Raw genomic sequence first — 12,456 nt, 5'->3', positions numbered from 1 at the left:
ACAATGAACAAATTCAAGTCTATATTCAGTAAGATAAACGATCCTAGAAGCGATATAAACAAGCTTCATAACTTAGAAGACATCCTTCTTATTGGTATAATTAGTGTGATTTGTGCGGCAGATTCATGGAAAGATATGGAAACTTATGCCAAAGCAAAAGTAGATTTTTTGCGTTCATTTCTTGATTTGCCAAATGGTACGCCCTCTGATGACACCTTTAACCGAGTGTTCTCTTCCATTGATTCAGAACAATTTGAAACCTGTTTTATAGATTGGGTCTCTAATTTGATTGATATAACGGCTGGCGAGGTTATTCCCATTGATGGTAAAACCTTGAGAGGTGCTAAATCTAATGGTAAGAAATCCCCTTTTCACATGGTAAGTGCTTGGGCAAGCAAAAACAATATGGTTTTAGGACAGGTCAAGGTTTCTGAAAAATCCAATGAAATTACGGCCATACCAAAACTACTGGAACTAATTACTGTAAAAGGATGTGTAGTTACCATTGATGCCATGGGCTGTCAAAAGGCTATTGCAGAAACTATTATTAAACAAGAAGCAGATTACATCTTAGCTGTAAAAGAAAACCAAAAGCAATTGCATCAAGATATTCTAGACGAATTTCGCTTTGGCAAGACTATAGATAGCCATACCGATGAAGATCTGGGACACGGCAGGATAGAAACACGAAAATGTAGTGTTATCAATGACTTTAAATTTATTGAAGACCAAGATAAATGGACAGGGCTGGAAAGTATAGTAAAAGTAGAAAGTATTAGAGAATTTAAAAACTCCGACAAGCCAACAGAAACAGCTACAAGATATTATATATCAAGTGTGAAAACAGATGCAAAAGCACTACAGAAAATGATACGCTTACATTGGGGAATTGAAAACAAACTACATTGGGTACTCGATGTGGCTTTCTCTGAAGACGCCTCAAGAAAAAGAGCTGGTAATGCTGCCCAAAATTTCTCTATACTAAGCAAAATTGCACTAAACTTGCTAAGAAAAGATAAACAAACCAAGCAAGGACTAAAAGGAAAAAGGCTAAAAGCGGCTTACGATAACAACTATCTTATTAAGATCTTAGGAATAAAAGTGTGAGTTTGCCCTGTACTTTACAGTGAGATTGGACGACTATTACGCCCCAATTAAATATAACAGCGAGGGAGACTTTTATAATAATTATTTCTATTATGGCGAATCTAGTGCAAAAACTTTAGATGCAAGTATCACTTTTGATTTCACAGAAAAAAATCTACCACTTTCCGGACTAATAAGCACTTATGTTGCTGGTAATGATTACAGATACGATGGTAATGATGAAAACCCAAAACTAAACTTCACTACATATCTTGAATTAAGCTACACATTCTATAATTTTTTTGAAAATTTCGAACTCTCTCCTACAGCTGGTGTTCTTTTTAATAATGCTGCCCAAGCCTATGTTAATGCAGATTATGATAAACTTTCTTTTATAAATTTAAGATTGGACGCTATAAAAACGTTTAAACTTTCTAATAATTTAAACCTTCCTATTAGCTTAAGTTATATTCATAATGCATCTACAAAAAATACAGAGTTTTCTGGTCGTAACTTTTTTCAAGCCACACTATCTGTAACGTATTAAATACCTTTTAAAAAAAAGTAACTTGGTTTTATTGTCGAGCATTAATCCTCAATTAATGTTTAAAAATAATCGATAGCTCGTAAAAACGAAATAAATATTGTTTGATTACTGGTAACGATTCCTCTAAAACACTACATCTCTCGCACAACGCTTTCGCAAAAAACACTATAGAGACTCAAAACAAAAACGCCTAGTTTAAACCCACTAAACTTTACTAGAGTAAATAAAACGGCTTTATTGATTAGAGTTACAACTATACATCTTACTGCTCTTTTCTTATAGAAAAGCTATTACAAATTAGGCGTAATATAAACGGACAAATTAAATGATATCTCTCATTTAATTTGTGCGTTTGCCTAATAAAGATTTGTGAGTGACATTAAATTTAAAACTTATATTTTAAGTTTAAACCCATTGTTAGCGGTCTATTTGTAGAGTAACGTTGTCTGCCTGGTAGAATAGCCCCAAAGGATTGTATGTTTCCAAAATTGGCTTGCTTATTGGTTAAGTTTCTTCCAAAAACAGCAACTTCAAAATTTGAAAACACATAGCCTACTCTGGCATTGAGTAATGTATATTCTGGAAAAATCAATTCTGGTTCCAATTCTGGCTCATACGTTCCAAAACGCTCACCAACATATTGCAGACCTGCTGTAGCGTAAATGGTATTGTTATTACTTAAAACCTTATTGTATTCTGCATTTAAATTACCGGTAACACTCGGTGAATTAAGGATTTTATCTCCTTTAGAAGCTGTTAGTGCTAAACTCCCTTCATCTATTTCTGGGCTAAGAAGTCCTAATCCGAAACCAAATTCAAAATTTTTAGATATTTTTTTTCTAAAATCCAACTCCAAACCAACAGTATGGGCAGAACCAACATTGGCTGTATATCCCCAACCAGAAGGCAATAATCTATATTGCTGTAGGTCATTCCAATTATTATAAAACAAAGCAATATTGGCAATAATTTTACCGTTTAGCCAAGCACTTTTAAAGCCTAATTCATAATTCCAAAGGTAATCGGCATCATATTCTCTGACATACTCACCATCAAGCGCTTCCAATTCTTCTAGAACAAATAAAGGGAGTGACTCATTAGCATCCCCAATTCTAAAACCTCTTGCTACAGTAGCATAAACAAGCTTATCTTTAGTTATTTTATAAGTTAAGTTGAATTTCGGATTTACACCATCTTCTGAAAATTTTGCTTTAAAAAACTTATTTACAAACCCAAAATCTGCACCATTCTCATTAGTACTTTGATCGGACGTAGCATTAAAATAGCGCAGTCCCAATGTAAATTTTAATGTATCGGTAAAGTCGTAATAAAATTGACCAAATAAAGCAAATTCAGAATTATGGAAATCCCCATCATAGGCATACCAGGGTAAATCATTATTATTAAGAATATACGCATAATCTGCTTCAGTTTCACCCCAGTACGCATCTTCATACCATGCATTATCTGATAGTAGATAGGTTGCCAAACCTTTACTGTCGTCTTTATAATTCCAATACTGTGTATTCGAGCTATAAAATACTCCTGCTAAAAAATTGAATTTCCCTTCAAAATCCGAGTTAAAACGAATTTCTTGCTGAAATAATTCTGTATCAATACTTCTATCGGTTGTAGCACCCCAAATTGATTCTAAAGGTACAACGCCAGGGTCGTCATCATAGGCAATCCAATAATACGTATTTATATCTGAAGCATCTTCTGTTTCAATAATAGCTCTATTTAAAAAGTTGGTGCTAGAAATGAAGGTTCCTGATTTAGTCTCTAATTCTGCTTGTAAACTATAATTTGTCCACCCGTCTTTAAAACTTTCACCTAAACCTGTATTACTGTTTTGGATAAAAGAATCCACATTACTTTCGGCAAAATCATAACCATCACCTTTCAGTTTTTGATGAATTACAGTCGCTATTATAGACAGATCATCTGTTGGATAAAACCCAAGATTAGCATTAAAACCATAATTGAATCTATCATCTAAGTTTTCTTTATTCTCTCGCGAACAGCCTTCACAACCGTTTGTTTCAATAGCAAATGGATTACCAAAATAGTCTTCGGTATCGCCATAAAAATCTTCAGTTAAAACAGCATCACTATTCAACCATTCTATATCTTGATTAACTACCCTATCGTAAATACCGCTTTGAAAATTATAATACCCAGAACCTCTAAAGGCTAAATTTTTAGTAATAGGAATGTTTAACAAACCTTGAATGTTATAATCTGCATCACCTTCTTTTACGGTTGCTATTTCACTTTCTGCAAAACCAGATATTTTATCAGTTTGAGGTATATTGGAAATCACTTTTATGGCACCACCCATAGTAGCAGAGCCATACAAAGTGCCTTGCGGTCCCTTAAGCACCTCAATTCTTGATATGTCAATAAGATTAGGATTGATCCTCTCTGGCAAAGGAGCACCATTTAAATACAGAGCAGTCGTATTATGGCCTGCTATACCTCTAATTGTAATTTCATTGGAAAAACGTCCGCCACCATCACCCCCTTGAGAACCAAAAGAAAGATTCGGAATTCCAGAAGCATAATCCCTAAATTCCCTTGCACCCGATCTTTGAATTGTTTTTGAACTTAACACACTCACACTCTGTGCTACATTTTGTGAGGATTGGGTTGTTCTGTTTGCTGTGATAATTATGTCGTCTAATTGACTAATATCAGTTTCTAGAATAACAATTAACAAAGTCGAAGGCTCATTAACTATGATCTCTTGGTTTTTAAAGCCTAAACTACTAAACATTAAAATAGCGTCTTTAATAGATAGTAATTCTATTACAAAATTTCCATTAAAATCTGTTGTTGTACCTGTAAAAGTTCCTTTAAGGCTCACATTAACATCTGGCAAAGGCATATTGGTATTATCTGTAACTGTACCTTTTACAATAGTTTGCGCAACTGCCAAGCTAAAAGTTAATAAAAAAAATAATACTCCTAGGAAAGCATCCTTAATCTTAATATTCATTTTATTTAATTATTTAGGGCGATGACAAACATAAAGTATTTTATCGACAAAATGCAGATATTTACGATGAATGTGCAATTGAAGCCTTTTAATTTTGCCTAATACGCTTAATCATAAATACTTACTACTTATCGCCCTGAAGGATCATTCAAATTTTTATAAGCTTCGTCCACCCACTGCTTTGCAATTTTTATACTTCTGGTCAACATATAATTGGATAAATACATAAATATGTATTAAATAAAATTAATCTACTTGTAAATCTCATACCAATAACTACTAGTACAATTTCACAAATAGCACATTTAAAGTATTTACCTGTTTTTTTTCTAAAATTAGATTTTGACGCATACGTCTGAAGAATTTAATTATAAACTTGGTTGGTTGATTTTCTAAAAATAAGTATTCAAAAAAAAAAAAGACCAACTAAATTGTTGGTCTTTGATTATTTAATAAAAAAATCTGAGTTTAATACGCATCTTCATGCACATTGGCAACTGCACGTCCAGAGGGATCATTCATGTTTTTAAATGCCTCATCCCACTCTAAAGCAATTTGTGTGCTACACGCCACACTGGCTTCTTGCGGTACACATAATGCCGCGGCATCACTAGGAAAGTGTTCTGTAAAAATAGAACGGTAATAAAACTCCTCTTTACTAGTCGGGGTTTGTAATGGGAATCTAAATTGGGCGTTTGCTAATTGTTCATCTGTTACGGCTTCATTAACCACTTCTTTTAATGTGTCAATCCAGCTATACCCAACACCATCACTAAATTGTTCTTTTTGTCTCCATGCTACGCTTTCTGGCAACATATCCTCAAATGCTTTTCGCACGACCCATTTTTCCATACGCTCCCCGTTAATCATTTTATCTTGTGGGTTGATACGCATAGCAACATCCATAAATTCCTTGTCTAAAAACGGTACGCGCCCTTCTATGCCCCATGCCGCTAAACTTTTATTAGCACGCAAACAATCATACATATGAAGTTTTTCTAATTTTCGAACTGTTTCTTCATGGAATTCACGTGCATTTGGCGCTTTATGAAAATACAGATAGCCACCAAATAATTCATCGGCTCCTTCTCCTGATAACACCATTTTTATTCCCATAGATTTAATAACCCGTGCCATTAAGTACATAGGTGTGCTTGCTCTAATAGTAGTCACATCATAGGTTTCCAGGTTATAGACCACATCACGTATGGCATCTAAACCTTCTTGAATCGTGAATTTGATTTCATGATGAATGGTGCCAATATGGTCGGCCACTTTTTGAGCCGCAGCTAAATCTGGAGACCCCTCCAATCCAACTGAAAAAGAGTGTAATTGCGGCCACCAAGCCGCTTGCTTATCGTCTGACTCTATTCGTTTTTCTGCATATTTTTTAGCAATAGCTGATGTTACTGAAGAATCGAGACCCCCTGACAACAATACGCCATAAGGCACATCGCTCATTAACTGTCTATGTACTGCCGCTTCCAAAGCTTCTTTGATGGCCTGAATACTCGTCTCATTGTCCTTTACTGCTTCATAATCTGTCCAATCTCTTTTGTACCATTGCACAAATTCGCCATCCGCACTAGACATGTAGTGCCCAGGAGGAAATAACTGTATTTTGGTACAAACACCTTCTAATGCTTTTAATTCTGAAGCAACATAAAATGTCCCGTTTTCATCCCAACCTATATATAAAGGAATGATCCCCATGTGATCGCGCGCTACAAAGTACGTGTCTTTTTCAGCATCATATATGGCAAAACCAAAGATGCCGTTCATCTCATCCAGAAAATCAGCTCCTTTTTCTTTGTATAAAGCAAGTATCACTTCGCAATCACTTTCCGTTTGAAACGTGTATTTACCCTCAAACTGTTTGCGCAGTTCCCTGTGGTTATAAATTTCGCCATTCGCCGCAAGTACTAATTTTTTATCGGCACTAAATAGGGGCTGCTTTCCAGACGCAGGGTCTACAATAGCCAAACGCTCATGTGCCATAATAGCCTTCTCATTATGATATATTCCACTCCAATCTGGTCCGCGATGACGAATCCGTTTAGACATCTCTAATATTTGAGGTCTTAAATCTTCAGCTGATTGTTTCAAATCGAAAGCACATACAATTCCGCACATAATCTATATTTTAAATTCTTTTATTCTAATTAATGATGCAAATATGCAGATACCCTTTTATATTTAAAACATAATTATATAAAATGATTTCAATTTATAACAAAATAAATGAATTTTATATAAATTATTAATCATTCTTAGACAAGAAGAGGTGCGTTGGCTAGAATTTTAAACTTTAACACTTGTAAACGACATTTATTAAAACTTTAAGAGAATTTCCATTTAACTTTAGTCAAATTTAAAAACCAAAAACTTATTATGAAAAAAACATCATGTATTTCAACACTTGCTTTTGCATTTATCATGTTATTATCCACAAATATAGACGCTCAAGCATTTGCGAAAATGGACAAAAGCCCTATGGATGCCGCTGCATTTCCTACCAGCTACAAAGAATCCAATAAACTAATCAAGATTGTGTATAGTAGACCGCAATTAAAAGAGCGCTCGTTAAGCAAACTTGCACCGAATGGTGAAGTATGGCGAACTGGAGCAAACGAAGCTGCGGAACTCACCTTGTATAAGGATATGAAATTAGGAAACACGAACATTAAAGCTGGAATGTACACGTTTTATGTCATTCCAGGAGAAAAAGAATGGACTGCTATAGTTAGTACAGACTTAAATGTTTGGGGTTCTTATTACTATAAAGAAGCCAACGATGTAGCACGACTATCTGTTCCTGTTTCAACTGGCAAAGAATCTCTTGAAGCTTTTTCAATCGCCTTTGAGAAATCTGAAAATGGCGTAGATATGCATTTAGGTTGGGGAACTGTTAGAGTGGCCGTCCCTTTTACGAAATAATTAGACGGTAGTCTTTAGATACTATAAACATGTTCCAATGGTTTTACACTGTAGGAACATGTTTATTAATTTGACTGAATACTGCAACTGAATGCTGCGACTGAGCACTAATTAAGGGATATTCAAATACTTATGCGTTTGAAGCGACACTTTCCATTTGGGGTTCGCCATCACATAATCTACAATTTCCGGCACGACTTTATCGCGTTTGCTCCACTCTGGTTGCAAATATAAAATGCAATCTTTGTTTACCTTGGCAGCTTGTTCTTCCGCGAAGCGAAAATCGTCTTTATTATAAACAATTACTTTTAATTCATGCGCTTTATCATAAACCGCTTGCGTTGGCAACTTCATTTTTTTAGGTGACAAACAAATCCAGTCCCAAATGCCCGTTAATGTATAGGCTCCAGAGGTTTCAATATGTACTTGCAAGCCTTCAGCTTTTAATTTTGTAGTTAGAGGCTGCATATCCCAAGTTAATGGCTCGCCGCCTGTAATGACAATCGTATCACTATATTTTTTGGCATTTTCCACAATCTGCGTTATCGCCGTTGGAGGATGCAAATCTGCATTCCAGCTTTCCTTAACATCACACCAATGGCATCCTACATCGCATCCGCCCACGCGAATAAAATAGGCTGCCGTTCCTTTATGGAAACCCTCCCCTTGTATGGTATAAAACTCCTCCATTAAGGGCAACATTACACCCTTATCAACCAAATCTTGAATTTCTTTTTTCATCTTTGTATTTCTGTTTTCCAATCCATTTAGGTACCGTTTACCGCTATTAATTATTGGAAAGTATAACCATTATCCATGGCTCATTTCTTAAGGCTGCAAAGATACATATTCCTTTATAACCTAGCCATTTTGATAACCGATTTCGTTTTAGTAAATTAGCATCATTAAAACAATATAAATTGTTCTCACTCTCTCAATCCCTCTATCATGAAAACGTTCACTATTTTAGTCATGCTGTTATGCTGCACCTATTATTCAAGCTACGCCCAAGTAGGTATAGGCACTACAAATCCAGACGATTCCTCTATTTTACATGTTGAATCTAGCGACAAAGGTGTGCTTATCCCAAGATTGAGCACTATAGAGATTGGAAACATTGTAAACCCAGCAATTGGACTTCTAGTCTATAATACAGATTTGAACGAATTTCAATTTAATTTTGGTACGGCTTTAGCTCCAGATTGGAGTAAAATATCTCATAATAGTTCGGTAAAGTATAGCAACACAAATACTACGACCAATTTAAACACTGCGGCCTCTACCAATATACCCATTTTTGGAAATTTACATTGGAATGATGATACTTCTATCTATTCAATTTCAGGAAACGCATTAACCATAAATACAACTGGGAGGTACAGGATAGCAGCAAACATTTCATACCGTGTACCAAGTATAAGCGGCTCAACGGACCAACGTGTGTCTGTTGAAAGCCAAATAGCTGTCAATGGTGTGTTAACTGGCGCTATAGCAACAACAGGCTATATTAGATTTCTAAGCAATAATAGAGAAGCTTCATTACATTTGAATGAAGTTTTATTTATTTCCGCAGGTCAAACTATTAGTGTTCAAACAGTAAGAGGTGGTAACACGGCACCCGCTGTGTTTAGGAGTGCAAATACTTCTAATATCTACATTGAGAAAATAAAATAATTCACTTTTCTAATAGACGTCTTATTTTTTTCTTCTTCCTTTTTCGTGTATTTTTAGCACAAATTAAAATATATGAGTAAGCAAGAGGACTTTTTTAACCACATTACCGAAGGCAACAACCCTAAAGGTGATTTTATTCCTATTGGTGCTGCCATGTTGGATGGTGAAACGGTCACCGGTGCCCATGTAAAAATTCCTTTAAAAACCATGAATCGGCATGGTTTAATTGCTGGTGCTACCGGAACAGGAAAGACTAAATCCTTACAAGTTCTTGCTGAAAATTTAAGTGATAAGGGTATTCCCGTGTTGCTTATGGACATTAAAGGTGACTTAAGTGGCTTAGCTAAACCTAGCCCTGGTCATGCCAAAATTGATGAGCGCCATGAAAAAATAGGCTTGCCATTTGAAGCGAAATCGTTTCCTGTGGAAATCCTAACGCTTTCAGAGCAAGACGGTGTACGCCTGCGTGCCACAGTGAGCGAATTTGGCCCGGTTTTATTATCTCGTATTTTAAATTTATCTGACACTCAAACTGGTGTTATTGCTGTCATTTTCCAGTATTGCGACGATAATAAACTGCCCATACTTGATTTAAAGGATTTTAAAAAGATCCTGCAGTATGCTACTCAAGATGGTAAAGCGGAGTTTACAAAGGCCTATGGGCGAATTTCAACCGCTTCCACAGGAGCTATTTTAAGAAAGGTGGTGGAATTGGAACAACAAGGTGCTGATTTATTTTTTGGTGAAACCTCATTTGATGTAGATGATTTATTACGTGTTGACGACGATGGTCGCGGTTATATTAATATTATCAGATTGACAGATATTCAAGACCGTCCTAAGTTATTCTCAACATTCATGCTCAGTTTACTTGCTGAAATCTATGCAACGTTCCCTGAACAAGGTGATAATGACCGACCGGAACTTATAATTTTTATAGACGAAGCACATCTTATTTTTAACGAAGCATCGAAAGCCTTATTAAGTCAAATTGAAAGTATTGTTAAACTCATAAGAAGTAAAGGCGTTGGTTTATATTTTGTAACTCAAAACCCTACCGATGTTCCAGAAGCTGTCTTAGGACAATTAGGGCTTAAAATCCAACATGCCTTAAGAGCATTTACTGCCAAAGACAGAAAAGCCATAAAACTTACAGCTCAAAATTACCCAGATTCGCAATATTATGATACCGCCGAAGTATTAACCTCTTTAGGTATTGGAGAGGCATTAGTATCTGCTTTGGACGAAAAAGGACGTCCAACACCTTTGGCCGCCACCATGATGCGCGCACCAATGAGCCGAATGGATGTATTATCCGAAGGTGAATTAAACCAACTTTTAGCACAGTCCAAACTTGTTAAAAAATACAACGAAACCATTGACAGAGATAGCGCCTACGAACTTTTAAATAAAAAAATTGAATTAGCTGACGCCGAAGAAGCCAAAGAAAAAGCAAAACAGGAACGCGAAGCTCTTAAAAAAGCAGAATCAAAACAGAAAGCGGCATCAACACGAAGAAAAAGCACCGTTATGAATCCCATAGTTAAAGTGCTTACCAGTGCCACTTTTATAAGAAGTGTTTTTGGAATCCTGAACAAAGTCATGAAAAAATAGCACGCCTTAAATTTTAATTACAACCTAAACTATTACCTATTTATGAAAAAATCGATCCCGCTTATAATTATCTTATTATGTGTATTTTTTAGTTGTGAAAAAGAACAAAACCCGTTTCAAATCGGCAAACAGCATATTGGCTTGTTAACAGATTCCACAAGTGTAAAAAACTTAAAAACCATTTTTAGCAATGATTCTATTGTCACCTTTATTAGCGGCGACGAATTTACAGGCAGCAAAAACACGATTGATATTTATGAAAAAGGTGGTAAAAAGTTATTGGCTTTAACCCCTAGTCGATCATTAGATTCCACATCGGTTATTGATAATATTCAAATCATTGACCCCCGTTATATCACGGATAAAAACATATCTATACTCAGCACTTTTAAAGACCTTACAGATAATTACAAGATTTCAAGAATAGATAATTTGATAAACTCGGTGGTGGTTACAGTTGATGACATCCATGCCAGTTTCGCCATTGATAAAAAAGAGTTACCCGCGAATTTAAGATTCAATATGGATATCGCTATTGAAGCGATGCATATTCCTGACAGCGCAAAAATCAAGTATTTTTTTATAAACTGGAACAATCTTAATTAATTTATATGAATCCATTTCTATCGAAGTTATTAGTAGACCTTGTGCGCAAAAGACTTGAAGCTAAACATGCCGATAGATCCATTAGCAAAAAAGAAATAGTTCCAGTAGTTAGGCGCTTACAAGTTGAATTATCACACACTATAAAAGAATATCTTTTTATCGTCATCGGTGTCTTTTCAGCAGGTTTCGGTTTAAAAGGATTTTTATTGCCCAATAAGTTTATAGATGGAGGTGCTACAGGGATTTCACTATTATTAGGAAATGTAACCTCTTTAAACCTTGGTGTGTTATTAATTTTAATTAACCTACCCTTTATCATATTGGCCTCAAGAACCATTAGCATGAAATTTGCAATTCGCAGTATCGTGGCTATAACCCTATTGGCCTTTGTGGTGCACTTTATAGAGTACCCAATCATAACAGAAGACAAATTGCTCATAGCTGTTTTTGGAGGGTTCTTTTTAGGGTTGGGTATCGGTTTGTCTATGCGTGGTAGAAGTGTTATTGATGGCACTGAAGTATTAGCGATTTATTTAAGCAGAAAATTATCGCTTACTATAGGTGATGTGTTGCTCCTCATTAATATCATTATATTTTCTGTGGGTGCGTATATGTTATCTATTGAAGTGGCTCTTTATGCCATTCTCACCTATTTATCGGCTGCTAAAACCGTAGACTTTGTGGTAGATGGAGTTGAAGAATATGTTGGTGTTACCATCATATCAAACAAGCATGAAGACATAAGGATTATGCTTACTGAAAAATTGCGTCGTGCTTGCACCATTTATGCTGGTAAAGGCGGCTTTGGGCTACACCGTAGAAGCTACGATAAAGATATTATATATACCATTGTAACCAGACTTGAACTCGCTAAATTACAAACTGAAATTGATAAAATTGATCGTAATGCCTTTGTTGTTATGAGCGTTGTGAAAGACCTTAAAGGCGGTATGATTAAAAGAAAACCTATGAAATAATAGCTTCAAATTTTATA

Annotated in this window: 10 protein-coding genes; 7 read left to right on the top strand and 3 right to left on the bottom strand. The window is 35.5% G+C overall.

Annotated features, from left to right (window positions below):
- Positions 1–3 precede the first annotated feature (3 nt).
- Both FAF07_RS12815 and FAF07_RS12810 read left to right on the top strand, forming a co-directional pair.
- A complete protein-coding gene (locus FAF07_RS12815) occupies positions 4–1,107 on the top strand; it encodes an ISAs1 family transposase (RefSeq protein WP_142784254.1) in 1,104 nt (367 codons plus the stop codon).
- Positions 1,108–1,132: 25 nt separating this feature from the next.
- A complete protein-coding gene (locus FAF07_RS12810) occupies positions 1,133–1,633 on the top strand; it encodes a hypothetical protein (RefSeq protein ID WP_142785474.1) in 501 nt (166 codons plus the stop codon).
- A gap of 385 nt (positions 1,634–2,018) precedes the next feature.
- On the opposite strand, the gene FAF07_RS12805 is transcribed toward FAF07_RS12810, so the two are convergent.
- Positions 2,019–4,631, bottom strand: a complete 2,613-nt coding sequence (locus FAF07_RS12805) for a TonB-dependent receptor (protein ID WP_142785473.1) — start codon at positions 4,629–4,631, stop codon at positions 2,019–2,021.
- A gap of 468 nt (positions 4,632–5,099) precedes the next feature.
- Positions 5,100–6,764 (bottom strand): asparagine synthase B, encoded by a 1,665-nt coding sequence (gene asnB, locus FAF07_RS12800; RefSeq protein ID WP_142785472.1) that lies wholly within the window; start codon positions 6,762–6,764, stop codon positions 5,100–5,102.
- 258 nt (positions 6,765–7,022) lie between these two features.
- Here asnB and FAF07_RS12795 point away from each other — a divergent pair, with 258 nt between their 5' ends.
- Entirely contained in the window at positions 7,023–7,568 is a 546-nt protein-coding gene (locus FAF07_RS12795) for a DUF2911 domain-containing protein (RefSeq protein ID WP_142785471.1), read from the top strand.
- A 111-nt stretch (positions 7,569–7,679) separates the two neighbouring features.
- On the opposite strand, the gene FAF07_RS12790 is transcribed toward FAF07_RS12795, so the two are convergent.
- A complete protein-coding gene (locus FAF07_RS12790) occupies positions 7,680–8,309 on the bottom strand; it encodes a 7-carboxy-7-deazaguanine synthase QueE (RefSeq protein WP_142785470.1) in 630 nt (209 codons plus the stop codon).
- A gap of 207 nt (positions 8,310–8,516) precedes the next feature.
- Between FAF07_RS12790 and FAF07_RS12785 the strand changes: the two genes are divergently transcribed.
- From FAF07_RS12785 to FAF07_RS12770, 4 genes are all read left to right on the top strand, one after another.
- Positions 8,517–9,242: a hypothetical protein gene (locus FAF07_RS12785; RefSeq protein ID WP_142785469.1), complete on the top strand. Its 726-nt coding sequence runs from the start codon at positions 8,517–8,519 to the stop codon at positions 9,240–9,242.
- Between the two features lie 72 nt (positions 9,243–9,314).
- Positions 9,315–10,856 (top strand): helicase HerA-like domain-containing protein, encoded by a 1,542-nt coding sequence (locus FAF07_RS12780; RefSeq protein WP_142785468.1) that lies wholly within the window; start codon positions 9,315–9,317, stop codon positions 10,854–10,856.
- 42 nt (positions 10,857–10,898) lie between these two features.
- A complete protein-coding gene (locus FAF07_RS12775; RefSeq protein ID WP_142785467.1) occupies positions 10,899–11,462 on the top strand; it encodes a hypothetical protein in 564 nt (187 codons plus the stop codon).
- Between the two features lie 5 nt (positions 11,463–11,467).
- Positions 11,468–12,439 (top strand): YitT family protein, encoded by a 972-nt coding sequence (locus FAF07_RS12770; RefSeq protein ID WP_142785466.1) that lies wholly within the window; start codon positions 11,468–11,470, stop codon positions 12,437–12,439.
- The last annotated feature ends 17 nt before the right edge of the window (positions 12,440–12,456 follow it).

The organism is Changchengzhania lutea, assembly GCF_006974145.1.
Taxonomy (GTDB): domain Bacteria; phylum Bacteroidota; class Bacteroidia; order Flavobacteriales; family Flavobacteriaceae; genus Changchengzhania; species Changchengzhania lutea.
The sequence above is the reverse complement of the archived record's forward strand: the minus strand, read 5'-3'. Positions and strand labels throughout refer to the sequence as shown.

What these genes read in the sequence shown, in the direction of transcription:
- FAF07_RS12815 (WP_142784254.1), top strand. Translation starts at nt 4, where the DNA reads ATGAACAAATTCAAGTCTATATTCAGTAAGATAAACGATCCTAGAAGC.
- FAF07_RS12805 (WP_142785473.1), bottom strand. Translation starts at nt 4,631, where the DNA reads ATGAATATTAAGATTAAGGATGCTTTCCTAGGAGTATTATTTTTTTTA.
- asnB (WP_142785472.1), bottom strand. Translation starts at nt 6,764, where the DNA reads ATGTGCGGAATTGTATGTGCTTTCGATTTGAAACAATCAGCTGAAGAT.
- FAF07_RS12795 (WP_142785471.1), top strand. Translation starts at nt 7,023, where the DNA reads ATGAAAAAAACATCATGTATTTCAACACTTGCTTTTGCATTTATCATG.
- FAF07_RS12790 (WP_142785470.1), bottom strand. Translation starts at nt 8,309, where the DNA reads ATGAAAAAAGAAATTCAAGATTTGGTTGATAAGGGTGTAATGTTGCCC.
- FAF07_RS12785 (WP_142785469.1), top strand. Translation starts at nt 8,517, where the DNA reads ATGAAAACGTTCACTATTTTAGTCATGCTGTTATGCTGCACCTATTAT.
- FAF07_RS12780 (WP_142785468.1), top strand. Translation starts at nt 9,315, where the DNA reads ATGAGTAAGCAAGAGGACTTTTTTAACCACATTACCGAAGGCAACAAC.
- FAF07_RS12775 (WP_142785467.1), top strand. Translation starts at nt 10,899, where the DNA reads ATGAAAAAATCGATCCCGCTTATAATTATCTTATTATGTGTATTTTTT.
- FAF07_RS12770 (WP_142785466.1), top strand. Translation starts at nt 11,468, where the DNA reads ATGAATCCATTTCTATCGAAGTTATTAGTAGACCTTGTGCGCAAAAGA.